Consider the following 25,495-nt stretch of genomic DNA (forward strand, 5'->3'; position numbering starts at 1 on the left):
CTGCCATCTACCGCCGACCGTTGGCATCAACAGCATTTCAAACGATGGCCACTTTTCAAACGGTTGCCACTTTCGACCATGGCAGACGTCCGACATGTCCCGCCTCTCCCGGCGAACTCAGCGCCGCCCTGTTAAGTCTGGGAATGGAAGCCGGCGATACGCCTGTCCGATCCCATGAAGTGGTTTCACATGCCACTGCCGGGGGATGTCGTATGTACGTTTGAGTGGACGCGACCGAGCTTCTGCAAACCATCTTCGATAGCCCGAGCCAGCACGGGATCATCGTCACTGACCTCAACGGCATGGTCTGGCTGTGGAATCGGGGCGCCCAGAACATCTTCCAGTATGAGAACGAGGAGATCGTCGGCAACGATATACGTGTCCTTTTCACGCCTGACGACCGGGCTCACAGGGTGCCGGAAGAGGAAATGAAGAAGGCGCTTGAACGAGGATTCGCCGGCGATTTTCGATGGCACATGCGAAAGGATGGTTCGCTGTTCTGGGCCGATGGCATGCTCTACCCGGTCCGCAGCCGTGCCGATGAACTGCTGGGCTTCGTCAAGATCCTTCGCGACGCCACTGCAGAGAAGGCAACCGGCGATGAAACATCCCGGCAGGCACTTGAGGACAGCCTGACCGGCTTGCCAAACCGCATGGAGTTCCAGCATCGCTTTGTCGATATGCGAGCATCGGCCGAGCGACATCACAGTCTCCTTGCCCTGCTCCTTCTGGACCTGGATCACTTCAAGGAAGTAAACGACAGCCGTGGCCATGCGGCAGGGGATGCGCTGTTGCAGCAGGCCGCCCATCGGATGCGTTCGGTGTTGCGCGATACGGACTTTGTCGGGCGGCTTGGGGGCGACGAGTTCGTGGTCCTGCTCCCCGACTTGGAGTCGTCCGAACAAGGCGGCTCTGTGGCCGAGCATCTGATGGAGGAACTGGCGCGTCTCTTCAGCATCAATCAGGAAGCCATCCAGATCGGCGCAAGCATAGGGATAAGCGTCTTTCCCCAGACCGCACAGGAATTGGAAGAGCTGTTCGATCAGGCCGACCTGGCGCTCTACCAGGCCAAGGCCGATGGCCGTTCGGCGTATCGCTTCTATACCCCGGAAATGAACAAGGCCGCGCATCGTCGCAGGCAGTAACGCGGCGTCGTAAGATCCGGGATCGGGCCTTCAGCCAGCGTACAGCCCCACATCGCTCGCAGGGACGACCGGAAAGGACCGATGCCCGGCGGATGAGCGCGCCATAGCCACGAAGCTTGTCACCAATGGACCTCAGGCGCCGGTGCTGGGCGCCCCCGACCGAGCGCTGTCATGACGGCGAATGACTGCTTCTGGCCGGAGGCGGACATAGATCGGCAGTCCACCGCGGCGAGTCGGCTAATGGCCGCTTCCGACCCGAAGCGGACATTGCGCGCGGTGCGGTAGTGATGCCGGGAGGGACTATGTCGACCGTCTAGACGCATTGGAGGAGAGCCGGTATAGCTTTCCTTACTGATGAGGTGGGAGGAGTCGAAAAAAGTCTTCGAAGATCGGTCGGTGCAAAAAACGGCCCGCTATTTTGGGATTCAAGCCGCAACTCGCGAGTTGCCACTCCTTCACAATCCATTTACGTATTCGGACGCAATCTGCCGGAGCTCACCAGCTTAAATCCGCGATATTTCCGATATCCCAGACGAAGGAGAATGTTCATGACCAAGCAAAATCTGGCGATGGCGCGTACGCTCGGTGTGGCGATCGTCGCTGCCGTGGGCCTTGGCGGCTGCGCCACCTATAAGGAAGAGTTTGCAACGATCAACTCGCGCCTCGATTCACTCGACGCGAAGGTCCAGAGCGCAGCCCAGAGCGCCGAATCCGCCAATCAGTCCGCGCAATCCGCCAATCAGTCCGCGCAGCAGGCCAACCAACGGCTGGATTCATTGGAAACCCGCGTCCAGCAGCTCGAAACGTCGCCGCGCCGCAAGCCGCGCGGTTAGTCGCTCTTGCGCAATTTCTGACGAACGGTATGAGCTCCTTCCCGGTGGCCTCTGTTGGGTCACCGGGTCTTTTTTCTTCACCCAGTCTTTGTCCCAAGGAATCGTCCCATCGTTACGCGCCTACACCCTGCGATCCGGGCCGCTTATGGTGGCGCGATGGTGCTGGCGCTGGCGTGCGCCAGCTTCGGCGTGGCCAGCGCCGAGGATGCCGCCGCGCAACCGGTGGCCGCCGTCGACCAGCTTCCGCCAGGCCAAGAAGTATCCAACACAGTGATTGAGCTCGCGGGCTGGGTTGCCGCAACCAAGGACAGCCAGGGCTATCCGTTCGCGGTTATCGACAAGGCTGCTGCACAGATATTGGTGTTCGGCGGCGACGGCCGGCTTCGCGGCGCAGCGCCTGGGCTCTTTGGTTCGGCGATCGGCGATCATTCGGCCCCCGGCATCACCGGTCTCGCGCTTCGCGAAATTCCGGGCCGGGATCGCACGACGCCTGCTGGTCGCTTTGTGGGCGGTTTCGGCCCATCAACCGACGCTGGGCGCGTCCTGTGGGTGGACTACGATTCCGCGGTCTCCATGCACCCTACGGCTACTGGCGTCCCGGCCGAGAAGCGCCCCGAACGCCTTGCATCGCCTTCGCCGGACGACAACCGCATCACCCATGGCTGCATCAACGTCTCGCCCGAATTTTACGCGCAGATCATCGGTCCGACGTTCGAGCGGGGCGGGGTGTTCTATATCTTGCCGGACACGGCGCCGCTAGGGGAGACCTTTCCGGAGTTCGTGCAAAGTCGCGCTACTGCGCAACACAACGATGGAAGACGTGCACGGTCCGCCCACCAGTGAAGGGCGCGTTGGCGTGTTGCCTTTGGCGTGCGAGACAGCGCAGCAGCTGACGCTGCTCGTGGCCCGGCCTCTTCTGCTGGTGTGCACAGCACAACGCCGTGGCTTCCCATGCGGTGGGGATCAGGTCAGGCGTTACGTCTAATCTTGGCAGCTCGTCGACCCACCAAGGTCCAGGAGCATGCGTCCTTAACTCAGACATCCGTCTCCTCGGCATTGCTCCGTCGAGTTTGCTCAGTGAGCAGGTCTGACAATTTATCAAGCCGAAGCGGCTTCGCGGCTCAGCTTAATTCTGGCGTTGGTCTATGTCCGCTTCTGGCCGATAGCGGACGCTAATGTCCGCTCTGGACCCAAGGCGAACGTGCAAGCCTCAGGTCGCCGCTTTCGCCCCTTTCTCGGGATGAATCTCGACGGTCACCTGATGGATCCTGCCGGTGAACTTGAAGGGAAGCTGGTAGGTCCAGTCGACCGCCGAGCCGTTGTCCATGCCCACGTCCAGGCCTTCGCCAATCGAGAACTGGATGGGCACGGTTTGTTCAAGGCGCCCGCTCGCGACGGGCTTGCCGTTCGCTCTCAGCGTCACATTGCCGCCCTTGCCCATGCCACCGCCGTCGTACGCGAACTCCACGACCAGCGTCGTCCTGCCCTTCGGAAGAGGTGCATCGGCCGCGAACGTCGGCCGTTCCCTGCCCAGATAGTTGTAGACGAAGGTGGGCTTGCCGTCGCGCAGGTAGAGCCCATAGCCGCCCTCAGATCCGCCTTGCGTGACGATCATGCCCTGTGCGTTCTCGCCCACTTCGATCTCGGCCGTGATCGTCCACGACTTGTTGAGCATCGGCAGGCAGGCCGCGTCCGGCAGGGCGCGCATTCCTTCGTAGTAGGTCGCCTTCGTGCGCTTGCCGACCAGGCTGGGGCGTCCCATCGCTTCGGCGTTCATGCGGATCACGGCGCGCCAATCGAGCGGCAACACGTTGTACTTCGACGCCTCCACCCACCACAGATCCTGCAGCTGGCGCAGCTTGTCGGGGTGCTTGCCGGCCAGGTCGTTCGCCTGCGAGAAGTCCTCGTCGAGCTTGTACAGCTCCCAGACCTGCGAGTCCGGATTCCAGTTCTCGTCGCGGTTGGGTTCCCACGGCGCGAACGAAGGCGCCGAAGCCATCCAGCCGTCGTGATAGAGCCCGCGGTTGCAGCCCAGTTCGAAGTACTGGGTGCGCCGCCGCGTCGGCGCCGTGGCGTCGTCGAACGTGAAAGCGAAGCTGATGCCTTCTATGTCTTTCTGTTCAATGCCGTTGAGCTCGCGAGGCGCGGTAACGCCGCACAACTCGTAGATCGTCGGCACCAGGTCGATCACGTGCAGGAACTGGTCGCGCAGGCCGCCCTTGTCCTTGATGCGCTCCGGCCAGCTGATGATCATCGGATTGCGCGTGCCACCGAAATGGCTCGCCACCTGCTTCGTCCACTGGAACGGCGTGTTCATCGCGTGTGCCCACGATGAAGGGAAGTGATTGAAGTGCTTTGGCCCGCCCAGTTCGTCGATGACCTTCAGGTTGTCATCCCACTTCTCGGGGAACCCGTTGAAGAACAGGTTCTCGTTGAGCGAGCCCTCCAGCCCGCCTTCCGCGCTGGAGCCGTTGTCGCCGGCGATGTAGATGATCAGCGTGTTGTCGGCATCCGGCAGCGCCTTGACCGCGTCGATCACGCGTCCCATCGCTGCGTCGACCTGCGCGCCGTACGCGGCGAACACCTCCATCATCCGCGCATACAGGCGTTTCTGATCCGCGTTGAGGTCGTCCCACGCCGGCAGGCCTGGCGAGCGTTTGGTCAGCTTCGTATCCTTCGGCACCACGCCGAGCTTCTTCTGGCGCTCCAGCGTCTGCTCGCGGTAGGCGTCCCAGCCCATGTCGAACTGGCCCTTGAACTGGTCGATCCACGACTGCGGCGCCTGATGCGGCGCGTGCGTGGCACCCGGTGCCACATAGAGGAAGTACGGCTTGTCCGGCGCGATGCTCTTGGCTTTGCGAACCCAGGCGATGGCGCGATCGGCGAGGTCTTCGGTGAGGTGGTAGTCCGGGTCGTCCGAGGCCGGAACGAGGTCGCGGTTCTCGAACAGCAGCGGGTTCCAGTGGTTCATGTCGCCGGCATTGAAGCCGTAGAAATAGTCGAACCCCAATCCGTTCGCCCAGCGATCGAACGGGCCGGCCGCACTCAACTCCCACGTCGGCGTGTTGTGGTTCTTGCCAACCCAGGCGGTCATGTAGCCGTTCTGGCGCAACACTTCGCCCACCGTTCCACAGCTGCGCGGCAGCACGCAGCAGTAGCCGTCGTAGCCCGTCGCCAGTTCGGTGATGCCCGCGAAGGAAGTCGAATGATGGTTGCGCCCGGTGATGAGGGCGGCGCGCGTGGGACTGCACAGTGCGGTGGTGTGGAAGTAGTTGTAGCGCAGACCCTCGGCGGCCAATCGGTCCATCGTCGGCGACGGCACGCCGCCGCCGAACGTGCTGAACTGGCCGAAACCGACATCGTCCAGCAGGATCAGGACGATGTTCGGCGCACCTGCAGGCGGCTGGACCGGCTGCGGAAACTGCGCCGGGTCGGAGTCCAGGTACGTGCGGCCCACTTCGCCGGTGAAGTGGAAATCAGGACGGGGCAGGGTCTCGGGAGTGCCTGCCGTGATGGGTTTCGCATCGCGCTTGCTGGCCATGTCCGACTCCATGTCAATGCCCGGGCCCGTTGGCCGAAGGCGGAAGCACGAAGGGTGTGCGATGTGCCGTTCACGGCTCGTGATTCCCTGCGGCAGCATCCGGGCGATAGGGGGCACGAGGCAGGGCGTGGCGGTGAGTCGACTGCTGATGTCCGCTCTCAACACGAGGCCACATGAAAAGGTCAGCGAAGTTCAGTGGGTGATCGAGCCATTCCGGTTACATGTGGAAGAGGATCTTCGCGAATTGGTCGGACTGCTGTTGTCTGCAAACTTCTTCCGACCCGAAGCGGGGCATATGCAGGGCTGTGTCGACGGCTCTGGCCTTAACGAACTTGAAGGCCACCTTCACGATCGTCGGCGCAAAGTGACGAGCCTAACGGCATGTCCGGGCGCGTTCATCGCACCGTTGACGGGCCCCATCACTGGAGCTGTGGCCATGGCAAACAAGAAGGACGCGACACCCGAAAACGTCGATACGATCCCGCGCCAGATCCTGCCCATTCCAGACGCGAAGTTCGTTGGCCTCACCACCTACGACGCAAAAGATCCGAACACGAACTACCCGCCGATCAAGGCGCTGCGGCCGCCGAAGGCCGCACCCAACGTGCTGATCATCCTCGTCGACGACGCCGGCTTCGGTTCGTCGTCGGCCTATGGCGGCCCTTGCAACACCCCGCATTTCGAGAAGCTCGCGGCCAATGGACTCAAATACACGCGCTTCCACACCACCGCACTGTGCAGCCCCACGCGCCAAGCGCTGCTGACCGGGCGCAACCACCATTCCGTCGGCATGGGCGCCATCACCGAGATGGGCACCTCCGCACCGGGCAACAGCGGTGTGCGCCCGAAGGACAAAGCGCCGCTGGCCGAGGTCCTCAAGCTCAACGGGTTCTCCACTGCGCAGTTCGGCAAATGCCACGAAGTGGCGCTGTGGGAAGTCACGCCCGTCGGGCCGTTCACGCAATGGCCGACCGGCTCGGGCTTCGAGCACTTCTACGGGTTCGTGGGAGGGGAGGCCAACCAGTACTACCCTGGCCTATACGAAGGGACCAAGGCGGTGGAACCGCCGAAGACGCCGGAGGAGGGCTACACGCTCAACAACGACCTTGCCACGCGTGCGGTCACCTGGATCCGGCAGCAGAAGGCCTTGATGCCGGACAAGCCGTTCTTCGTCTACTACGCGCCAGGCGCGACGCATGCGCCGCACCACGTGCCGAAGGAATGGTCGGATAAGTACAAGGGCAAGTTCGACGGCGGCTGGGACAAACTGCGCGAGGAAATATTCGCGCGGCAGAAGGCATTGGGCGTGATCCCCAAGGACGCGGTGCTGACCAAGCGCCACGACGAGATCCCCGCCTGGGACGATATGCCCGCCGATCTGAAACCGGTGCTCGCCCGACAGATGGAAATCTACGCCGGCTTCATGGAGCAAACCGATCACGAGATCGGACGGGTAATCGCCGCGGTCGAAGACCTCGGCCTGCTGGACGACACCCTGATCTACCTGATGATCGGCGACAACGGCGCCTCGGCCGAGGGCACCATCAACGGCTGCTTCAACGAAATGACCACACTCAATGGCATGCCGGCCATCGAGACGACGGAGTTCCTGCACAGCAAGATCGAAGACTTCGGCACGCCCAAGGCCTACAACCACTACGCCGTCGGCTGGGCGCACGCCTTGTGCACGCCGTACCAGTGGACCAAGCAGATCGCCTCGCACTGGGGCGGCACCCGCAATGGCCTCATCGTGCACTGGCCCAATGGCGTGAAGGGTAAAGGCGAGTTGCGCCACCAGTTCCACCACGTCATCGACGTGGCCAAGACGATCTTGGAAGTCTGCCACCTGCCTGAGCCCACCATCGTCAACAGCATCACCCAGGCGCCCTACGAGGGGTTCACGATGGTGCCGACGTTCAATGATGCCAAGGCGGAGGAAAACCACATCGTCCAGTACTTCGAGATGATGGGAAACCGCGGGCTCTACCTGAAAGGCTGGACCGCCTGTACTCGTCACCGTACGCCCTGGAAGGCCGACCCGCCGCCGCCGTTCGACGAGGACGTGTGGGAGCTATACGGCCCCGACGATTGGACCCAGGCCAACAATATCGTCGCCAAGAATCCGCAGAAGCTCGCCGAGTTGCAGCGCCTGTGGCTAATCGAGGCCACCAAATACAACGTCGTTCCCCTCGACGACCGTGGGTTCGAACGTGTCAATCCTGACATCGCCGGGCGACCGCAGGTGATTACCGGTAATAGGCAGGTGCTGTTCCAGGGCATGCGCGTGACCGAGGCATGCGTACTGACGCTGAAGAACAAGTCGTACTCGGTCACTACACAGGTAACGGTGTCCGAGAAGGGGGCCGAAGGCGTGATCGTCACGCAGGGCGGCGAGTACGGCGGCTGGACGCTGTACTGCAAGGAAGGAAAGCTGAAGTATTGCTACAACTTCTTCGGCATCGAGTACTACATCATCGGCGCCGACCAGGCAGTCCCCGCGGGTGATCACCAGTTGCGCGTCGAGTTCAAGTACGACGGCGGAGGCCTCGCCAAAGGCGGCGACGTGACGCTCTACTACGACGGCAAGGCCGTTGGTAAAGGCCGTGTCGAGAAAACCCAGCCGATGGGCTATTCCGCCGACGAGGCCTGTGACGTTGGCGGCGACACCGGCTCGCCGGCATCGCATGAGTACGGAGCGACCGGTAACTCGTTCACCGGGACCATCCACTGGGTGCAGATCGATGTCGGCGAAGATGACCACAACCATCTGATCACCGCCGAGGATCGCTATCGGATCGCGATGGCACGGCAGTAGCAGGGATTGATGGATTGTCCTTGTTCGAGAGCGCACGTAAGCAAGATGAGTCCCAGCGCTATGAGTGCGCTGGGACTTGCATCGGAGCTGATGTCCGCATTTGGCCGCGAGAGTACATTTTCTGCGGCCGCGCCGAGCGGGTCGTTCAGTCTTTGCCGATGTCCTTTGTTGCACGGCCGGGTTGGGCGGCGATGGAGTCGCCTGGGGGAGGCCGTCGCGGCCCAGCGGATCCGGCGTGATGTCCGCCGTGGACGGCTCCCGCGTGGGGAGCTGTCGCGTTGCCATGACCGTGCCTACTTCGCGATCGCTCCGGCCGGTGCCTGGGCTTTGCGCCGACGCGTGTCTTCCAGCAGTTGTTCGCGCGCTGCAGCCTGCAGCTCATCGATGCTGACCGCATCCGGTGCCTTGCCCATGCTCCGGGTCAGGTCGGCGACCACGCGCTTGTTGGCGTAGGTGTGCGGCGAATTCACGTCGTCGCTCTGCGCGGTCATCATGTAATCCAGTCGCTTGAGGCCGACCTCGCGACCCTGTGCCAGTTCGACCAGCTTGGCGCGGTACTCCAGCTCCCAGGACGCGATGCCCGGATAGGCATTCTGGTCGGCGAAGTGCTGGGTTTCGTGGCCGAGGAACACGACACGGAACTCCTCGCTGTCGAGTCCCTGGCTGTATCGGGGCACGACCGCGTACAGGGTCTTGTCGGTCGCCCAGCCGCCGGCCGAACCGCGCTCGCAGCGCCCGTAGGCCATCCAGCCGCGACTGACGAAATCATCCAGCAGTTCGACACGGACCGTGTACGGGCCATCCGGCAGCTGCACGTCGTACATCCGCGTTTCCTGCTTGCGCCACACCATCAGCTCGCGCAGCGGCGGCGTGCGACCGAGCTGGGCGTGAAAGCCGCGCTGCTCCAGTTGCGTCTGCAGGAACGGTTCGATCTCGTCCATGGTCGTGGCCTTCGCCGCGCCCGAGCCCAGGCGCTTGTGCAACTTCGAAAGCAATGCTGCTTCCTGCGTCGCGCGCTGCGTCGGTGCGGCCATCGAGCGCCACCAGTAGTCCTGGTAGTCATCGAGCACACCGCGCAGAAAGGTGTCGTCGACGGCGGACGTGGTCAACACGGGCTGCTTCGCGTGGTATCGCGCGAGCATGCAGGCGCGGTAGTCCGCGTCCTTGCCCTGGAACTCGACGGCCGGCGTGGCCTCCAATGCCGCCAGCGCGCGCGCACTGTCGGCCTGCAGGATGGCGCTGGTGGATTCGGCGATCGCAGCGATGGCGGTCTTGCTGCTGGTCGGCGCTTCGGCCGCGGCGGCGGCGAAAGCCGCGCAAAGCAGGGCAGACAACAGGATGAGGGTGGCCTTGGGCTTCATCTGGCTTGGATTCGCGGATGGCGGTCGGGGAGCCGCCTTCGCCCCTATTGCAGCCGAAGGGCGCTCGACCGGTCTTGAACGGAGTTGATCTGGGCGGCGGTGGATCTCAGTCCTCGCCGATGTCCTCGTTCCACCCTCCGTCTGATGCGTGCGATCCCGGGTGGCCCGGCTCCATTCGCATCTCGCGAAAAGACAAAAGCCCCGGGGAAACCCCGAGGCTTTTGCTTGACTCGTCACTCCCGTCGGTAAAACGAGAGAGTTCGCGCGAGTGGGGCGCGACGCGCCCCACTGTTGCTGGTTCCCGCTTATTGCATCGTGACCGCATCCCACGCCGCAGCGACGGCGTTGTGGTTCGCCGAACCGGCGCCGTACAGGTCGGCTGCTGCGTTGAGCGTGGCAACGCGCGCACCGGCGTAGTCGGTGTTCGAGACCATGTACACCGTCAGGGCGCGGTACCAGATCTGCTGGGCGGCTTCGCGACCGATGCCGGCCAGCGTGGTGTTGCCGTTGCAGACCAGGCTGCTCGGGGTCAGGTTCGCCGGGGTACCCGCACCGTAGCCCTCAGGCACCACCGCGCCCTCGGCGAGCAGGTAGTAGAAGTGGTTGGCCACGCCCGAGGAGTAGTGCACGTCCATGGCCTTGAAATTGGCCAACGAGATGCCGTTCGACGGGGTGGTGGGGCTCGGGTAGCAGTCCGGCGAGATGCCGTCGAGGTTGGGCTTGAACATCCAGCGGATCGCCTTGTTCCAGGCCGGCGTCACGAAGAGGCCTTCGCCGATGATGTAGTTCGGCGGCTGCTGCGCGTTGTTGACGTAGTACTCGACCATGGTGCCGAGGATGTCGGAGTTGGCCTCGTTCAGGCCGCCCGACTCACTGCTGTAGATCAGGCCGGCGGTCACGCTGGTCAGGCCGTGGCTCATCTCGTGGCCCATGATGTCGAGCGTCACCAGCGGGCGGATGGAGGTGCCGTTGCCGTCGCCGAAGGCCATGCAGAAGCATTCATCGCTCCAGTAGGCGTTGACGTAGTTGATCGAGTAGTGGACCGCACCGAACGCGCCGACGCCGTCGCCGCGGATGCCCTCGCGGCCGAACTTCTCCTTGTAGAAGTCCCAGGTCTTGGCGAAGCCGTAGGACGCATCGACGGCGGCGCTCACGCGATCGGTCGTCGCGCCGTTGCCCCACTTGTTGTCGGCATCGACCACCAGGGTGCTGGCCTCAGTGCGGTAGCCGTTACCCGCGTCGGTGATGTGGGTGTTGCCTCGGGTCGGGTCCTTCATCTCGAAGATACGACGGGTGTTGTTCCACTGGGTGCCCAGCGACAGCACGCCGGCGATCAGCGAACGACCGGTGCCGGTCGTCGCGGTGACGTTCGGCGGCGGCGCAGGCGTGCCGGTGACGCCGCCGGTGCCCGGCAGGGTGCCGGTCTTGATCGCGTCTTCCTTGCCGAGGATCGCGCCGTTGAGGGCATCGACGTAGTAGTGCATGCGCGTCGGCGTGCCGTCGGTCTTCGTGCCGGCGTACAGCACGTCGTAGGCCAGCTTGGGGCTGGCGCCACGCGCGTAGACGACCAGGCTGGCGCTGGGCACGGCCTGGAAGCCGGTGCCGAACTGCACGCCTGCGGCGGTGATCGCGGCGTCGACCGTCAATGCCGGCGTGATGCCGACGTTGATCGGCGCCACCAGGGTCAGGCTGGCGTCCTGCAGGGTGCCGGCGCGGGAGTGCACGACGATGTCGCCACCGAGCACGGGCAGGCCGCCGTAGGTGCGGTCCATGCGCACGTGCTCCGTCCCGTTGCGATCGACCGTCACGCTGCGCGCGCTGAACGCGTCGGCAGCGGACAGGCGGGTCGCCGTCGGGTTCTGGCGGATGGCGACCAGGGCGCGGTCGACCACGGCCCCGTTGATGGCCGCGGCAGACTGGCCGGCGGCTCCCATGAGAATGGCCACGGACAGGGCCTTAGCTAACGACGACATGAATTCCCCTCGAAACTCGAAATGATTTGGATGTCACGAACGGTCGCGACCCAAGCAGACTCGGGCTTAAACCAGCGTCCGGAACTCCCCACCTCGGGGGGGTGAATCGCCCCGGTCGGGTGGTCCACTGGCGATCCGGGCGCGCGCGCGTGATGAACACGCGAGGAAGGCCGTCCGGGCTCCGCACCGATGCCATGGAAGGTGCCCGGCGCCCCCCCGACCCGGACCTTCTTCATGCAGCAAAACGACCTCTCGGCCCTGTGGCAGCAGGCCCTCGTCCATTTCCAGCACAAGCGCTACGCCGAAGCCGAAGCGCTGTGCATGGAGCTGATCCGGCACGCGCCCGAGCGGCCCCTGGCCTACGCGATGCTGGCGCAGACCTGCCACGTCGCCGGCCTGACTCGCGAGGCCACCCACAACGCCTTCCTGGCGTGCCAGCGCGCACCGACGGCCAGTTCGCAGGAAATCCTCGAAGTCGCGGAGGTCCTGGTCGAAGTCGGCGAGCACCAGCTCGCCCATGCCCTGCTGGGCTTCATCGATCCCGAGCTGCCGGCCAACGCCGGTGGCCTGGTTGCGCTCGCCCGCCTGTACAGCAGCCTCGAGGACCAGACGCGCGCGCTGCGCTGCATCGAACTGGCGCGCGCCGCCGGCCACGATGGCCACGTCGTCGCCCATATGCAGGGCATTTTGCAGAGCTTCACCGGCCCGATCGACGCCGCGGTCGCGGCCTGCGAGGAAAGCGTCGCCAAGGCCCCCACCTACGGTCACGGGCACTGGTCCTGCGCCCAGTTCGGCCGCAAGGAAGGCGCGCGCGAGCGCGTGGCGCGCATGCGCGCGGCGCTGGAGCAGCCCGGACTTGAGAACGACGACGTCACTTACCTGCACTACGGCCTGTTCAAGGAGTTCGACACCCTCGGCGAGACCGACCAGGCGTGGGCGTCGCTGATGGCCGGCGCGCAGGCGCGGCGCAACGTCACCGTGCACGACGCCGCGCAGGAGACCGCCGCCTATGACGGTCTGATCGCGGCCACGTCGGGCGGTTTTCTCGACCAGTGCGCGGACGTGCCGACCGACACCACGCCGATCTTCGTGGTGGGCATGCCACGCACCGGCACCACCCTGCTGGAGCGCATCCTCGGCAACCACCCGCAGATCAAGACCTGCGGCGAGCTCAACGACTTCCGCGATCAGATGCAGTGGGTCAACAACCGCCGGCTGTCGCTCACGCTGAAGCAGGACATCGGCGAGTACGTCGCGCGCCTGGACGCCAACCTGCTCGGCCAGCGCTACCTGGCCAAGACCGCGTGGCGCGCCGAAGGCAGCACCTTCTACGTCGACAAGCACCCGATGAACTTCCAGTGGTGCGGCGCGATCCTCAAGGCGCTGCCGCACGCCAAGATCATCCATCTGCGCCGCCATCCGCTGGACAGCTGTTTCTCCAACCTCAAGGAGCTGTTCGCGCACAAGTACTACCCGTACAGCTACGCGCTGGACGAGCTGGCCACGCACTACCGCAACTACGCGCGGCTGATGCGGCACTGGCACGCCATCGCCCCGGGCCGGATCCTCGACGTGCGCTACGAGGACCTGGTGTCGCAACCGGACGTCGAGGCGCGGCGCGTGCAGGCCTACCTGGGGCTGCAGGAGGTCGAGGGCGTCACCGACATCCTCGCCAACAAGACCGTCACCACGACCGCCAGCACGCTGCAGCTGCGCCAGCCGATCCACACCCGCAATGTCGGCGGCTGGCGGCGTTACGCGGCCGGCATGGCGCCGGTGCAGGCGCTGCTGTCGGACCTGGTTCGCGCCTATGAGGATGAGGCCGCGGGCGCCGACGTACTGCCGCTTGCAGCGGCCAGCGGGGCCTGAGCCCGCGCGGGGCCGTCGCCAGCGGGCCCGTTAAGGCTTGGCGCCTGAACCAAGCCGAGCCGCGACGCGGCTTCGGCCTGAATGAATTGTCAGGCCTCGTCATCTGTCCAAGCTAGCGATGCAATACGCCAGCCAGAATCGAGCGCGACCAGTTGAAAGCATTTTGTGCCGGCGCCAGCGTATACATTGCCGTTCAACAGACCCGCTTTGCGATAGCGCGATGTGCGGACAGCAATGCCGCCAAAGATATTGGTAGTAGAGCTGGTCTCCGCCTCGTGGAAATTTACGAGTGAGCCCCCCGTAAGCAGCTCAATGCGCGGCCGTGCGAACTCACCGGCCGTATAGAGCTGGGTATCTGACTTTGAGGAACGAGCAATCACGGCTTTTTCGGCAAAGCAGCCCAGGACAGAGGCGAGGGCCGGTGTGCGATTGCGATTGTCAAAGGCTGCGAAGAAGCCCGCGATGAGCTTGTCTATCTCTTCCTGAGCACAAGAGTCTTTCATACGAGGCCTAACGCCTGAATTGAGCCGAGGCGCGAAATGGCTTCGGCTTGAATGAATTGTCAGGCATTACTGCCGAGTAGTCTCAACTGCCTCGATGCGTACCGTAGACGTCTTGGCCGCGAGCGCAATGATCTCGTCCGCAGACATGCCGGCCACCCGATCTTTAATGCGCCCCACTGACGGAGCCTTCAGTTCCGGGTTATTGATCACCTCATAGACGCTATTGACGCCCACCATGTTGAGCATTACGACCGCTAGCCCGAGCTGCCGCTTCTTGGGTTCGGAAAGCTGCCGCATCATTGCCTTGTAAGAGGCCTCGGCGGCTGCTTCGCTAGAAGCATCGATGCGTGCCACAGAGTGGCTACCCCCCGATGCGGCACATCCGCCCAAGAGGATCGCAAAGCCAAGGGCAAGAGCAGCTTTTCTGAGCATCGTTGAACTCTCCATGTAAGGCCTAACGCCTGAACTAAGCCGAGCCGCGAAGCGGCTTCGGCCTGAATGAGCCGCTCCATTGCACACGTTAGCCAATGGAATTGCCTATAACTGTGCCAGTGATTGCGCCAGCAAACACTACCGCACCACCGGTCCAATGCCGCCACCAGAACGCCGGGAGTGCCGCGATGAGCTGCTTCTTAGCCTCAACCATCTCGGGGCTGTCATCTGAGTCTATGTATCGCTGGGGATTTGTCATGAGCCTGAGTTGCTGTTCATGGCTTAGCTGAGTGTCGTTCCAGTCGTGGTCTTTCCATGCCACTGCTTCAACACGCTTCTGAAGGGACCGGCCTTGCCGCATGTTTCGCAAAATAAGCCCCATGCCAGGCAGCGCACCTAACAAGAAGCCGATTTCACCGTAGCTCATAGCGACACCTCAAGCGGCCTGACTACCTGATATACGGACCCGTCAGAGGGATGGGCCGCTGCCCCCCGCCGGGCGTCTGTCTGGGACAGGCGTATAGTGGAAGCGCACCCGGTGATTTGTCGCCTCATCGTCGCTCCCAGAGCTTCCGTGCAGCTCTCTGCATACGAGAGGCCTCTTATGTCCTATCGACTTTACGCAGGCGAGAATCGTGCTTGGCTCGTCGTGCCAGATTGCATGCTACCTCCGCACTACGCCACTGATTTGCACGGGCCGCTATCCTTCTTAGGTGAAGCGGATCCAATGGTGCTGAGCCCCACCGAATCGGCGGAAATCCAAGCGGCCCTTGAAGCCCAATTATTCGCCGAGATTTCCGAGCAGGTTGCACAGTTGCTCGCTGCTTCGATCCCCGAGAATTGCATAGCGCACGCCAATTGAGCCGAGCCGCGAAGCGGCTTCGGCTTGAAGGAATTGTTAGGCCGATACACGGTGAGCCACCACGCCAAAGCTGCCCCGACGAATGTGCCAAATACCCCGCCCGCCAGCAAGCCCGCGATCCACTCCCATAGCGGCAGCGACGAAAAGCCGCTCAGTTCGTTTGCTACATAGCCCAAGCCCCACGAGCAACATATGCAGACGTTTGTTTCGCTCGGCTACTTGAAAGACACCGGGACGCCGAAGGGTCGAGGCGTGTTCGCCTCTCGCCCGATTACCGAAGGCGAGGTCGTGGAGCTTTGCCCCGCCCTTGTGCTGACGCAGCTCAGAGCATTGCCGAGAGCGCTGCGGAACTACGTCTACTGCTGGAGCAAGCTCGCCAAGGGCCCTCCATCGTCTGCGCTCGCGCTCGGCTATGGCAGCATGTACAACCACGACAATCCTTCCAACCTCCGCTATGAAGCCCTTCCGGATACTGGCTGCATGCGTTTCATCGCCGTGCGCCATATCGAGGCGCACGAGGAGTTGACCATCAACTATGAGGCAGAGGGAGGCGGCTTGGAATCGGACCTCGGCAATGGTTGGTTCGATGGAGCGGGCATCCCCACGCCCCCTAATCCACTACCCGAAAGGCGGAGGGCTTAGTGCCGGCGCCCGCTGTCGGATATGGGTTAACCCCAGCGGGTCTGGCAGTTTTGGGCGGGGCTGTCCCAAATTTGTCTCACAGGTCGTTATTGAACATTGTCCACATGGCGAGGGAAGTACCGTGAGCACCGTACAGTGGCATGAGCTTGGGGAAGTCGGAGTCAGGTTGAGCCACATCTGCGCCGTGTCGATAGTTAAGCCAAACGGAGCAGACGGGTTCGGCTACACGGTACACATGATCGGTGGGCAAAACTTCAACATTCTCTTTGGAGAGCAGTCGGCCGCTGAGACAAGTAGGGATAAGCTTATCCAGATCTTGGCCGACCTCGTCCCGGGCTGAGTCTCACTGCAGGCAAACAACCTAAAACCAAGCCGCGAAGCGGCTTCGGCTTGAGTGAATTTGTTAACTGCCTGCAACTCGCCGAAGCTCGTGAGCCAGTGCGATCAGCCAAGGCCGCAGGTCTTGCTCGGCACCTGGCCAGTATTCGCACCCAAGCTGGGACAGCTTAGCGGCAAGGCTTGCATCATCTGGCTCCGATTGCACGAGAGCAAGAATTGAGTCTGCGGCCGAGGTTGCCGCCGCTGATCCATCTGACTCCGCGAATTGTCTTGCAACGGCTTGCCAGGACTCTGCATCAAGTTGCCAGTCTTGGTGGAACCATGCGCCGAAGAATTGCTCGAGGTTTTGCATGGGGACTCTCGCTAACGCCTGAGTAGCCGAGCCACGAAAGTGGCTTCGGCTTGAATGAATTATTAGGCCGGGTGCCCAAAGACCAAGAAGCTAGCACCGCGGGGTCGCATCGGACGCCAACGATCTGATCACCGCGGCAATCTCGCTCAGATCATTGTTGAGCTGATGATCTCGACCTGGCAAGTGACGGAGATGGGCTTGTGGAATCGCGTGCGCAAACAGTTCGGCGTGCGACGGTGGCGCGGTGTCATCGTCGAGACCATGGTAGAGATAGATTGGGACTTCTCTGGGAAGCTTCCCGCCGAGTTCGGGCTGAGGTTTCCAGCCGTCGCTCTGCCAGCCACCCTCGCCAACAAAAGGTGCCGCGATCAGGAAGATCGCGCCAAATTCCCGCTTTCGCGGGTGCTCAGCGAGAGCATTGATCAGTATTGTTCCACCTATCGAGTGACCGATGAGGACCGCGTCGTCGTTCAGGGCCGCTAGCTCCTTCTCAAGCGTCGCCTTCCATTTGACGTAGCTCGGGTCATCTTCATTGGGCATGCGTGGATAGCGGATCTCGTAGGTGGGCCCTAGCTCGGACCTCAGACTCTCTACAAGTTTGGCGTCCCAGTCATCATGAGTGCCTTCGCCTCCGCCTTGGACGAACAGCACCTGACGCTTTATGCGCATAGCTGCATCTCCTGGCACTGCGGCATGGAGCGGCTTGAGTGAATTGTCAGGCCTCTACAGTCACGAACAGTGCGGTAGGGCCTAACGCATGAGTTAACCGAGCCGTGAGCTGCGGGAACCTAGCTGCCGAAACCCCATATGAGGGTAACCACAAGAATGGCCGCGAAAGTCACGGACGCAACCAGGCCGATGACTGCGATGACGAGGGTCGTGGACTTTGGCGCGGCTAGGCGGCTGAACATTGCAACCAGCAGCCCGGTTGCCATGGACCCAAGAGTAAGGGGAAGGTAACCGGCGGGCTCGCCAGTGCGATGCGCATAAATGTATTGGAGCAATGTGGCGCAGGCAATGATGACGCTGCCGATTGCAGCTAGCAGTACGTACCAACGAGCACGTCTTTCCATTGGGGCCTAACGCCTTAATTGATCCGAGCCACGAAGCGGCTTCGGCTTGAATGAATTGTTAGGCCTCACTGGAAAATGGCCCAGAACAAGGACACACCAAACAGCGCCCAACCAAAGAACTTCCCGACCTCGGCAAAAATGCGGTAATGCCTTTCGTTGTTACGGCGGTCGTAATGATCCGCCACAACTGACAGCATGACTATGCAGGCGCAAATCATTGCCCCGCACATGAGCCAGGCCGGGACGTCATGGAGATGGACTCCCCGTGATCGCTTGCCAGGAATATAGAGATCATTGACCCACACGCCGTAGCCGCCATATGCGAAGAGAAGCAGCGAAAAGATGATGTGGTTGGCGCGCTCGCCACTAGGGATGAGGTTGGGAATGTAGCGTCCGTTCTCGTCGTATTTTGGCTGCGGCCAATCTTCCTCGATGTCGTCAACCGCAGCAGAGTTCTCAGCTTGTGGCGGAGACGGAAGAGTTGATCCTAACAGCTCGTATGCGGAGCACAGATTTGCATAATTCTTCGGGTACTTATGCTTGTTGATGCCAGCGAATGCTTCCTCAAGTTCGAGAAGTGTGTACCTGGAGTAGTCGATATCGCCATCATGCATAGCGGGGCCTAACGCCTTAATTAATCCGAGCCACGAAGGGGCTTCGGCTTGAATGAATTGTTAGGCCGCGGGTGCATGACCTATCTACTCGTTGGACATGTTGCCAAGAACGACCTGCTCTGTGATGCGCACATGCGCGTCGGTGACATGGACACCATAGGTGCCCAAGTCCTGAAGGCATTCGCCGACATCTACGCCTGGCATGGGCTCACCTTCCCGCATTTCAACGGTTTTGAAATGAGCCCATGGGGAAAACTTCTGAGGAAGATTGACACCGGACTCATCCTGGCTAAAGCCAAAGATACGGCCGGGTCCACGAAACAAATGTACGAGCATGCAGAACACCTGTTGTTTTTTAAGGTAAGCGGTCGTGGTTCAGAACGGCCTAACGCCTGAACTATGCCGAGCCGCGAAGCGGCGTCGGCTTGAATGAATGGTTAGCCGCGCTCGCGCCGGTAGTGCATGGCGACCGCGCCGCTGCGGAGCGGCTTCGCGGAGACCAGATCGAGCCGTCGCGTACTAGGCAGTCCACTCTGGTACAGGGTCGGGCCGTGGCCGGCGATCCTGGGGTGGACGAGGAACATGTACTCGTCGATCAAATCCAGCCGATCCAGCTCGGTCGCGAGCTTGCCGCTACCAAGGAGCACACCGGCCGGAGTCGCGTCCTTCAGTTTCTGCACCTCCGTGCGAAGATCGCCGGCGATGTGGTGGGTATTGTTCCACCGAAAGTCCTTTCGCGTCGACGACACCACGTACTTCGGCTTGGTCTCCAGCTTGACCGCCCACTCGCGGATCGCGGGCGGTGCCTCCACGTCGCCTCGGGCGACTGCCGGCCAGTAACTCTCCATCATCTCGTAGGTAACGCGGCCCCACAGCATCGCCCCGCCTTCGTCCATGAGGCGGGTGAAGAAGGCATGTGTCTCGTCGTCGGCGATCCCCTCCCGGTGGTCGACGCAACCATCGAGGGTGACGTTGATGCTGAAAGTCAAAAGCCCCATGACTGCGAATTCCTCGTAGCACCTAACGCCTGAACTAAGCCGAGCCGCGACGCGGCTTCGGCTTGAATGAATTGTTAGATTTCATGGCGACTAGCGTATCTGACCAGTCACAATCGTTCCAAACGGCGATTCCACCGTTTCAATGAATATCGCGGAGCCGCTCCCGTAGGCAACCGGATAGCTATTGCCTATGCACCGAGACATGCTCAATGGGCCGTCTCCTGTCTGGATGGAGGCATGTAGCCTTGCGCACTGGCCGGACCGTCTGCGCGTAAATGCTCGGTTGGAGTATGGCTCCCAGTTATTGACGACTCCCAAGCGGTACTGGGATTGACCCGAGCCAACTGCGAAAAAAGGCGCCACGCAGTAAACGAGCGCCAAGTACGTAAAAACCGCCATCATTACTAAGACCACCGTACGTAGCCCGCGATTGTCACGTCTTCCGAATGATCTTGATGATGGTTTTACTTCGTAAGGAGCAATCCCATTCCTAAGCCAAATAGCTGATAGGAGCGCGATTGGCGCAGCCAATGCAAACGTGATGAGCTTAGGGTAGAAAGACTCCGTGCTCATACTCGCGACCGCGATCGCCATAATGAAAAGACTGATTGCGTTTGCGACAATCTTTCTCATGAAATCTAGCGCCTGAGTTAAGCCGAGCCGCGAAGCGGCTTCGGCTTGAATGAATTGTTAGGTGCCATGCCGGGACACCTCAAGCACCACCTTTTGGATCTCTCGCTCGGTGAGGCCCGAAACGCCAATAGAGCAGGACTTGATGCGGCCGTACCCATCCAAGAAGAACACCGCACTCTCTCCGGGAAGGATTGCGGAGCCGCACTCAGCTCCGCGCACTTCACCGCCAGGGAAATGCCCCTTGTAGTCATGGAGGACAGCGACGGTTGGCTGGTCATGAACCTCGTTGGCATCCAGTAGCGGCGGGGCGACAGAAATGACCCGGCCAAAGAAGACGTACGTGGAGCCTTGATACTTGGTACGCGCCCAGTCGACTGGATCCGAGGTGACGGCGTTGCATGTGCATTCCTGGGCCGACGAGAGACCCGGAAGAAAAAGAAGCAGAGCTGCGATGAACAATCTCATGGCACCTAACGCCTAGCAGTCCCCGAATCCGGGGGATAGCGCCGGATGTTCAGGCTCCCGGGAGGGGCCGTCAATGGTGGGGGCGCCTGCAGCATCAAGACGTTGTCCTCCGTTTCCGAGCGGCGTGTTTGGGGCATCGTTCAACTCCCGCACCCGAAAACGGGCGGATAAAAGATATCGCCTCGGTTATGGGGGATAGACACCTGCGAATTCGCTGGCGCTATCGGCGGCAGCCCTGGTGCACAGCTTCCACCGACCGGGCAACGGCCATGCGCAGGGGATCGGCGCCATTCGCTGGCGGGGATAGCGCTCGCACGTCTTTCAGACTTATCTGATGCGCCTGGCCCGCGCGATGTGGTCGGGTGGTGGTGTGGCGTCAGCGGGCGCCACGCAATCGGTTGAATCCACAAGGAGCAAGTGATGAGCCAGAACCTGATTTCCCTGCACTGGACCGATGAGGACCTCGGTGCGATCGACGATGCGTTGAGCATCCTGGAAACGCGCATGGGCGCACTGCTGTCCCTGCAACCGGACGAGCGTCGCGCCCTTGCGAAGATGGGCGACAAGTCCGAGGCGTTCTGCCGGCAGACCTTGCACGTGCTGGCGCAGAACCGGCAGGTGGTGCCCCCCAGCTTGAACCTGGACGAGGCACAGGCCGATCTGCGCGCCATCGATGTCCTGCGTCCGCGCCTGGTGCGCATGCAACAACTCAGCGACCGCCTGCGGGACACGGACATTGCCCTGGGCAGTGACGTTATGGGCGCCGCGCTGGAGGGCTATGCGCTGTTGAAGGTATCGGGCAGGAACCAGGGACTGGAGACCCTTCGGCAGAGCCTGTCGGCGCGTTTCGGCAAGGGCGGGCGCCGGGCCGCCGAACCCGCCACGTCGGCCTGACGGCGGCGTGATGCCGGGCCAGGTCTCGCTCGCGGGGCCTGGCGCGGCACCGTTGCGGCGGCAGGCTGCCGCGACGCGGAAGTTTTCTCCGTCGATGGAGCGTTTGTCTCCGTTGACGGAGCTTTTTTCTTGATGGGTGAGGCTTCTTTCCCTATCGACGGAGCTTTCTTCTCCATCGATGCCGCGCTCCAGCGGTGATCGCCCGGCCCGGAGCTGTGCCGGTGCGGCTTTTCTCTGCGGCGATGGACAAGATTTCACCATCGGCCGGGCTTTTTTCTTCATGGATGCAGTTCCCCATCTGCATCGCCCGGGCTTTTCTCTCCGCTGATGCAGCTCGGCACTGCACGGTCGAAGAAGGAAGTCACAAAGGCGCGGCGTTTCCGCACGATGCCGCCTACTGCGGCCGGACGCTCGACGTTCATGAGGCCACTGGGAATGGATCCCCGCCTTCGCGGGGATGACGAGCGGACGCGGAAGACGGGCAAGCCGGAAGCGGGCAGGGCGCCGCCGGCTTGCAAACTCAATTCCGCCTGCAACGGCAGGGCGTGAAATTCCGCCTGCCGCGGCAGCCATCCCCAAAACAAAAACGCCGTGCCGGCCCGCGCGAACGCGGAACCGACACGGCGTGCCTGTGCGGCGCCCCCCCCGGAGCGCCGCGGACCCCTGTCTTACAGATCGATACCGAAGCCGACGCCGGCCGAGGTGTCGTCGCTGCTGAACGCTCCGCCGACCGAGAACGATGCACGCTCGCCGATCTGCTTGGAGTAGCCGACCGACAACGCGCTTTCGCCGTTCTGCCAGCCTGCGCCGACGCCGATGCGGCCATGCTCGCTGCGGCTGTTGGCCGCGTTGATCGCCATGTTCATCATCGCCGCGTTCATCGCACCCTCGCGGTCGATGCGCTCGTCCTGCTCGTCCAGGCGCAGGCCGATGCCGGTGAACTGGTCGTCCAGCTGCTGCACGGCCGCGTCGGTGTAGCTGTTGGCGCGGGTGAGCGTCTGCGTGGCGGTGGTGTCGGTGTAGGTGCGGGCCGAGGCCAGCGTCTGCGCGTCAGCGGCCTGCATCTGGCCGACGTTGGCGGCGTCGGTCGCGGCGGTGCCGGCGGCGACGTTGGTCACGCGACGCTGCTGCGTGGCGCTGCCCATCGACACGGTGTTGGCCTGGTCGGCCACCGAGCCCTGGCCGATCGCCACGGCACCCGCGGCGCTGACCGTGGCGCCCTGGCCAATGGCGGTGCCGCTGGCGGCGCTGACGTGGGTGTCCGCACCCACGGCGACCGCATTGGTCGCGGCAGCATCGATCACGCTGTTGCTGCCGAGCGCGGTGCTGCCGTCGGCATGCACGGCGGCGCCGGTGCCGTAGGCGGTGTCACGAGCGTCTTCCGCGTGGCTGCCGCTACCGATGGCCAGGCCGTTGCCGTCGCCCATCGGCAGGCCGTAGCCCGGGCTGCTCTCCATCCAGTCCATGCGCGTGGTCAGGCTGCTCAGCGACGAGTCGAACGCGGCGAAGGCATCGCCGACGCTGTTGTAGCTGCCGCCCTGGATGTTGTAGGTGGGCGAACCGAGCAGACCGTTGCCGTCGATCATGGCGCCGCCACCGAGCGCGGCAGCCACGCTGTCGAGCTGGGCGAACGTGTCCGCGCCGATTGCGGCCAGCCTGGTGTCGAGCTGGGCGAGGTTGACCGCATCGGTGTCTTCCGTACCCGCTGCGACGTTGGTGATCTGGCGTTCGGCACCAGCGGCGCCAACCGAGACCGTGTTGGCGCGATCGTTGTACGAACCGGCGCCAAGCGCGACGGCATTGTCGACGCCGATGTCAACCTTCGCGCCCGAACCGATCGCGGTGCTGGCCACGCCACGCGCCTTGGCATTGGCGCCGAGCGAGGTCGCATCGTCCGCCGAGGCCGAGGCCGAGAAGCCGACTGCCGTGCCGTTCACGATCTCGACGATGTTGCCCGGACGGCCACCTGCGCCGGTCCAGTCGAAGTCGCCGCCCGCAAACGCCCACGTACCCAGCGCCGTCGTGCCCTGGCCGAAGGCCAGCGCCGAACCGAACGCCGCGCTGTAGTCGCCGCGCGCTTCCGACAGGAAGCCGACCGCGGTGCTCTCGTAGCCGTAGGCGAACGCGCCGCCGCCGAGCGCGGTGGAGAAACCACCGGTCGCCTGCGCGCCGGTGCCGAAGGCCGACGACCAGGAACCGGTCGCCTTCGATTCCGCGCCCGATGCGATCGAGCGGCCGCCAGTGGCGTAGGCGGCATCGCTGCCGTCGAGGGCGCCTTCGGCAACGAAGTATTCGCTGACGCCGGCCATGGACGAGGCGAGCGAGTCGAGCTGCGACTTGTTCACCGCGTCGGTCGATTCGGTACCCGCGGCGACGTTGGTGATCTGGCGCTCGGCACCGGCGGCGCCGACCGAGACCGTGTTGTCGCGGTCGGCGATCGAGAACGAGCCCAGTGCGACGCTGTCGATGCCGGTGGCCTGGCTGTTCATGCCGATGGCCGAAGCGCCGTCGCCCGAGGCGGTGGCGTAGTAACCGGTCGCGTTGCTGCCCAGGCCGGTGGCCATGCTGTAGGCGCCGACGGCGCTGCTGTAATCGCCGAGCGCAGTGGCGGTGTCGCCGAGCGCGGCGCTGGAAGTACCGCCGGCCACGGCCAGCGAGCCCACGGCGGTGCTGAACTCACCGACCGCGAGGCTGTAGGCGCCGATGGCGCTGCTGTAGCCGCCACGGGCCTCGGCGTAGGTGCCTTCGGCGGTGCTCATCCGGCCCAGTGCCGTGCTGTAGGCGCCGGTGGCGCTGGCGTAGTCGCCGGCGGTCCAGGAATAGGCACCGGTGGCGTTGCTGAACTTGCCGAACGCATTGGAATAGGCGCCCAGCGCCGTGCTGGCGAAGCTGTAGGCATTGGCGAGCGCGCCAATGCCCGTGGTGTAGTCCTCGGCCGCCGTGGCCAGGTAGCCCATTGCGACACCGGCCTGTCCGCTGGCCCAGGAGTAGGAGCCCACGGCAATGGACTCTTCGCCGATGCCCGCCGCGGAGTAGCCGATGGCGGTGGCGTCGAAGCCGTTGGCGTATGCCTCGTTGCCGATCGACATCGAGAAGGCGCCCGTGGAGTACGCGCCGGTGCCGATCGCGATGGCGTAGTTCTCCAACGCACGGGCATAGGAACCCACGGCGAGCGTGTTCTGCTTCGTGGCGTGCGAATCGATGCCGAGCGCGATGGCGAACTTACCGGACGCCTCGGTCGCGGCGCCGACGGCCGTGGACATGGCGGGACCCGTGGCCCGCGCCAGGGTACCGATGGCGGTGCCGTACGCGCCGGCCTTGGACATCGCGCCGAACGCGGCGCCGTACTTGTCGATCACCTGGGCGCTGTTGCCGACGGCGGTGCCGCTGGTGCCGAGGGCATTGACCGAGGCGCTGTGGCCCGCGGCAAAAGAGCTCGAGCCGAGCGCGTTGGCCTGGCGGCCGACGGCGGTGGCGGAAGTACCGCCGGCGTTGGCAAGCCGGCCGAACGCCGAACTGCTGGTGTTGCTGGCGATGCTGCCCACGCCGACCGCGGTGGCGTCGGTGTTGCTGGCAGTGGCGCCCTTGCCGAAGGCCGAGGCATTGCTGTTGCTGGCGATGGCGCCGGAGCCGAAGGCCGAGCTGTCGTTGCCGGTGGCGCTGGCGCCGTTGCCGACCGCAGTGGCGTTGTTGACGGTGGCGGTGGCGCTGCCGGCGGTCGCGCCGTTGCCGATGGCGGTGTTGTTGCTGCCGCCCAGGGCCCGGGCGTTGTAGCCGAAGGCCGAGCTGTTGATGCCGGTGGCGGTGGCGAGGTTGCCGACCGCGGTGGCGAATGCGCCGGTGGCCGAGGCGCCGCTGCACTGGGTCCGGTCGGGGGTGGTGCCGGCGCAGTCCTGCGCGAAGGCCGCCGGTGCGGCCATGGCCAACAGCACGGCCGCGGTGAGGGTCGCGCGGACCGGAGTCTTGTTGTGACGACGAGCGGTATTCACGAAAAAAATTCCCCAAGAAAAAATGAATCGGCGACGGCCGAACCAGCGTTGGGCCATTGCGCCAACGGGGGCCGACATTGCAGTCAACCCCGGTGGCTGACACCCCCCGCACAGGGGGGCGCGTCGGGGGGCGGAACACGCGCCAATGACCCTCCCCCCACT

At 63.4% G+C, this 25,495-nt stretch carries 21 protein-coding genes; 9 read left to right on the forward strand and 12 right to left on the reverse strand.

The annotated features are described in order from the left end of the window. Window positions 1-224 precede the first annotated feature (224 nt). The 3 genes from J2X06_RS05460 (at window position 225) to J2X06_RS05470 (ending at window position 2,821) form a co-directional block, all read left to right on the forward strand. Complete coding sequence (locus J2X06_RS05460; RefSeq protein WP_310059279.1) at window positions 225-1,145, forward strand: sensor domain-containing diguanylate cyclase; 921 nt, start codon at window positions 225-227, stop codon at window positions 1,143-1,145. A 542-nt stretch (window positions 1,146-1,687) separates the two neighbouring features. Continuing rightward, a complete protein-coding gene (locus J2X06_RS05465) occupies window positions 1,688-1,978 on the forward strand; it encodes a hypothetical protein (protein WP_310059282.1) in 291 nt (96 codons plus the stop codon). Window positions 1,979-2,134: 156 nt separating this feature from the next. Then, window positions 2,135-2,821: a hypothetical protein gene (locus J2X06_RS05470; RefSeq protein ID WP_310059285.1), complete on the forward strand. Its 687-nt coding sequence runs from the start codon at window positions 2,135-2,137 to the stop codon at window positions 2,819-2,821. 367 nt (window positions 2,822-3,188) lie between these two features. Here the strand turns inward: J2X06_RS05470 and J2X06_RS05475 are convergent, their stop codons facing one another. Beyond that, window positions 3,189-5,519: an arylsulfatase gene (locus tag J2X06_RS05475; protein WP_310059288.1), complete on the reverse strand. Its 2,331-nt coding sequence runs from the start codon at window positions 5,517-5,519 to the stop codon at window positions 3,189-3,191. Between J2X06_RS05475 and J2X06_RS05480 the strand changes: the two genes are divergently transcribed. Further along, window positions 5,491-8,334, forward strand: coding sequence for an arylsulfatase (locus tag J2X06_RS05480; RefSeq protein ID WP_310061261.1), 2,844 nt, complete (start codon window positions 5,491-5,493; stop codon window positions 8,332-8,334). The two genes, J2X06_RS05475 and J2X06_RS05480, sit on opposite strands and share 29 nt — an antisense overlap. Window positions 8,335-8,627: 293 nt before the next feature. Here J2X06_RS05480 and J2X06_RS05485 read toward each other — a convergent pair whose 3' ends face one another. Both J2X06_RS05485 and J2X06_RS05490 read right to left on the reverse strand, forming a co-directional pair. Beyond that, complete coding sequence (locus J2X06_RS05485) at window positions 8,628-9,695, reverse strand: hypothetical protein (protein ID WP_310059290.1); 1,068 nt, start codon at window positions 9,693-9,695, stop codon at window positions 8,628-8,630. A 305-nt stretch (window positions 9,696-10,000) separates the two neighbouring features. Further along, window positions 10,001-11,668, reverse strand: a complete 1,668-nt coding sequence (locus J2X06_RS05490; protein ID WP_310059293.1) for a M4 family metallopeptidase — start codon at window positions 11,666-11,668, stop codon at window positions 10,001-10,003. A gap of 234 nt (window positions 11,669-11,902) precedes the next feature. Here J2X06_RS05490 and J2X06_RS05495 point away from each other — a divergent pair, with 234 nt between their 5' ends. Beyond that, entirely contained in the window at window positions 11,903-13,537 is a 1,635-nt protein-coding gene (locus tag J2X06_RS05495; RefSeq protein WP_310059297.1) for a tetratricopeptide repeat-containing sulfotransferase family protein, read from the forward strand. A gap of 89 nt (window positions 13,538-13,626) precedes the next feature. On the opposite strand, the gene J2X06_RS05500 is transcribed toward J2X06_RS05495, so the two are convergent. The 3 genes from J2X06_RS05500 to J2X06_RS05510 all read right to left on the reverse strand — a co-directional run bounded on the left by J2X06_RS05500 (window position 13,627) and on the right by J2X06_RS05510 (window position 14,899). Next, window positions 13,627-14,040, reverse strand: coding sequence for a hypothetical protein (locus J2X06_RS05500; RefSeq protein WP_310059299.1), 414 nt, complete (start codon window positions 14,038-14,040; stop codon window positions 13,627-13,629). Window positions 14,041-14,106: 66 nt separating this feature from the next. Further along, a complete protein-coding gene (locus J2X06_RS05505; protein WP_310059302.1) occupies window positions 14,107-14,472 on the reverse strand; it encodes a DUF6694 family lipoprotein in 366 nt (121 codons plus the stop codon). Between the two features lie 88 nt (window positions 14,473-14,560). Continuing rightward, on the reverse strand, window positions 14,561-14,899 hold the full coding sequence (locus tag J2X06_RS05510) for a hypothetical protein (RefSeq protein WP_310059305.1): 339 nt from the start codon (window positions 14,897-14,899) through the stop codon (window positions 14,561-14,563). 177 nt (window positions 14,900-15,076) lie between these two features. Here J2X06_RS05510 and J2X06_RS05515 point away from each other — a divergent pair, with 177 nt between their 5' ends. Both J2X06_RS05515 and J2X06_RS05520 read left to right on the forward strand, forming a co-directional pair. Beyond that, window positions 15,077-15,334, forward strand: coding sequence for a hypothetical protein (locus J2X06_RS05515; RefSeq protein ID WP_310059307.1), 258 nt, complete (start codon window positions 15,077-15,079; stop codon window positions 15,332-15,334). Between the two features lie 192 nt (window positions 15,335-15,526). Continuing rightward, the gene (locus J2X06_RS05520; RefSeq protein ID WP_310059310.1) at window positions 15,527-15,976 is read left to right on the forward strand and encodes an SET domain-containing protein; all 450 of its coding nucleotides are present in this window, start codon (window positions 15,527-15,529) and stop codon (window positions 15,974-15,976) included. Between the two features lie 403 nt (window positions 15,977-16,379). Here J2X06_RS05520 and J2X06_RS18005 read toward each other — a convergent pair whose 3' ends face one another. The 3 genes from J2X06_RS18005 to J2X06_RS05530 all read right to left on the reverse strand — a co-directional run bounded on the left by J2X06_RS18005 (window position 16,380) and on the right by J2X06_RS05530 (window position 18,354). Continuing rightward, the gene (locus tag J2X06_RS18005; protein WP_430539500.1) at window positions 16,380-16,667 is read right to left on the reverse strand and encodes a contact-dependent growth inhibition system immunity protein; all 288 of its coding nucleotides are present in this window, start codon (window positions 16,665-16,667) and stop codon (window positions 16,380-16,382) included. Window positions 16,668-16,757: 90 nt separating this feature from the next. Next, a complete protein-coding gene (locus J2X06_RS05525) occupies window positions 16,758-17,336 on the reverse strand; it encodes an alpha/beta fold hydrolase (RefSeq protein ID WP_310059314.1) in 579 nt (192 codons plus the stop codon). A gap of 469 nt (window positions 17,337-17,805) precedes the next feature. Continuing rightward, window positions 17,806-18,354, reverse strand: coding sequence for a hypothetical protein (locus J2X06_RS05530; protein ID WP_310059318.1), 549 nt, complete (start codon window positions 18,352-18,354; stop codon window positions 17,806-17,808). A gap of 75 nt (window positions 18,355-18,429) precedes the next feature. Here J2X06_RS05530 and J2X06_RS05535 point away from each other — a divergent pair, with 75 nt between their 5' ends. Then, window positions 18,430-18,750 (forward strand): hypothetical protein, encoded by a 321-nt coding sequence (locus J2X06_RS05535; RefSeq protein WP_310059320.1) that lies wholly within the window; start codon window positions 18,430-18,432, stop codon window positions 18,748-18,750. A gap of 41 nt (window positions 18,751-18,791) precedes the next feature. Here the strand turns inward: J2X06_RS05535 and J2X06_RS05540 are convergent, their stop codons facing one another. Beyond that, complete coding sequence (locus J2X06_RS05540) at window positions 18,792-19,352, reverse strand: dihydrofolate reductase family protein (RefSeq protein WP_296902064.1); 561 nt, start codon at window positions 19,350-19,352, stop codon at window positions 18,792-18,794. A 690-nt stretch (window positions 19,353-20,042) separates the two neighbouring features. Beyond that, entirely contained in the window at window positions 20,043-20,450 is a 408-nt protein-coding gene (locus tag J2X06_RS05545; RefSeq protein ID WP_310059324.1) for a hypothetical protein, read from the reverse strand. A gap of 420 nt (window positions 20,451-20,870) precedes the next feature. Here J2X06_RS05545 and J2X06_RS05550 point away from each other — a divergent pair, with 420 nt between their 5' ends. Beyond that, window positions 20,871-21,344: a hypothetical protein gene (locus tag J2X06_RS05550; protein WP_310059327.1), complete on the forward strand. Its 474-nt coding sequence runs from the start codon at window positions 20,871-20,873 to the stop codon at window positions 21,342-21,344. Between the two features lie 668 nt (window positions 21,345-22,012). Here the strand turns inward: J2X06_RS05550 and J2X06_RS05555 are convergent. Continuing rightward, window positions 22,013-25,333, reverse strand: coding sequence for a YadA-like family protein (locus J2X06_RS05555; RefSeq protein WP_310059330.1), 3,321 nt, complete (start codon window positions 25,331-25,333; stop codon window positions 22,013-22,015). Window positions 25,334-25,495 lie beyond the last annotated feature (162 nt).

The sequence above is a fragment of the Lysobacter niastensis genome, from assembly GCF_031457115.1.
In the GTDB taxonomy this organism is placed as follows: domain Bacteria; phylum Pseudomonadota; class Gammaproteobacteria; order Xanthomonadales; family Xanthomonadaceae; genus Lysobacter_J; species Lysobacter_J niastensis_A.

What these genes read in the sequence shown, in the direction of transcription:
- J2X06_RS05475 (WP_310059288.1), bottom strand. Translation starts at nt 5,519, where the DNA reads ATGGCCAGCAAGCGCGATGCGAAACCCATCACGGCAGGCACTCCCGAG.
- J2X06_RS05490 (WP_310059293.1), bottom strand. Translation starts at nt 11,668, where the DNA reads ATGTCGTCGTTAGCTAAGGCCCTGTCCGTGGCCATTCTCATGGGAGCC.
- J2X06_RS05505 (WP_310059302.1), bottom strand. Translation starts at nt 14,472, where the DNA reads ATGCTCAGAAAAGCTGCTCTTGCCCTTGGCTTTGCGATCCTCTTGGGC.
- J2X06_RS05470 (WP_310059285.1), top strand. Translation starts at nt 2,135, where the DNA reads ATGGTGCTGGCGCTGGCGTGCGCCAGCTTCGGCGTGGCCAGCGCCGAG.
- J2X06_RS05545 (WP_310059324.1), bottom strand. Translation starts at nt 20,450, where the DNA reads ATGAGATTGTTCATCGCAGCTCTGCTTCTTTTTCTTCCGGGTCTCTCG.
- J2X06_RS05520 (WP_310059310.1), top strand. Translation starts at nt 15,527, where the DNA reads ATGCAGACGTTTGTTTCGCTCGGCTACTTGAAAGACACCGGGACGCCG.
- J2X06_RS05495 (WP_310059297.1), top strand. Translation starts at nt 11,903, where the DNA reads ATGCAGCAAAACGACCTCTCGGCCCTGTGGCAGCAGGCCCTCGTCCAT.
- J2X06_RS05510 (WP_310059305.1), bottom strand. Translation starts at nt 14,899, where the DNA reads ATGAGCTACGGTGAAATCGGCTTCTTGTTAGGTGCGCTGCCTGGCATG.
- J2X06_RS05485 (WP_310059290.1), bottom strand. Translation starts at nt 9,695, where the DNA reads ATGAAGCCCAAGGCCACCCTCATCCTGTTGTCTGCCCTGCTTTGCGCG.
- J2X06_RS05480 (WP_310061261.1), top strand. Translation starts at nt 5,491, where the DNA reads ATGGGTTTCGCATCGCGCTTGCTGGCCATGTCCGACTCCATGTCAATG.
- J2X06_RS05530 (WP_310059318.1), bottom strand. Translation starts at nt 18,354, where the DNA reads ATGCATGATGGCGATATCGACTACTCCAGGTACACACTTCTCGAACTT.
- J2X06_RS18005 (WP_430539500.1), bottom strand. Translation starts at nt 16,667, where the DNA reads ATGCAAAACCTCGAGCAATTCTTCGGCGCATGGTTCCACCAAGACTGG.
- J2X06_RS05535 (WP_310059320.1), top strand. Translation starts at nt 18,430, where the DNA reads ATGACCTATCTACTCGTTGGACATGTTGCCAAGAACGACCTGCTCTGT.
- J2X06_RS05515 (WP_310059307.1), top strand. Translation starts at nt 15,077, where the DNA reads ATGTCCTATCGACTTTACGCAGGCGAGAATCGTGCTTGGCTCGTCGTG.
- J2X06_RS05525 (WP_310059314.1), bottom strand. Translation starts at nt 17,336, where the DNA reads ATGCGCATAAAGCGTCAGGTGCTGTTCGTCCAAGGCGGAGGCGAAGGC.
- J2X06_RS05500 (WP_310059299.1), bottom strand. Translation starts at nt 14,040, where the DNA reads ATGAAAGACTCTTGTGCTCAGGAAGAGATAGACAAGCTCATCGCGGGC.
- J2X06_RS05540 (WP_296902064.1), bottom strand. Translation starts at nt 19,352, where the DNA reads ATGGGGCTTTTGACTTTCAGCATCAACGTCACCCTCGATGGTTGCGTC.
- J2X06_RS05550 (WP_310059327.1), top strand. Translation starts at nt 20,871, where the DNA reads ATGAGCCAGAACCTGATTTCCCTGCACTGGACCGATGAGGACCTCGGT.
- J2X06_RS05465 (WP_310059282.1), top strand. Translation starts at nt 1,688, where the DNA reads ATGTTCATGACCAAGCAAAATCTGGCGATGGCGCGTACGCTCGGTGTG.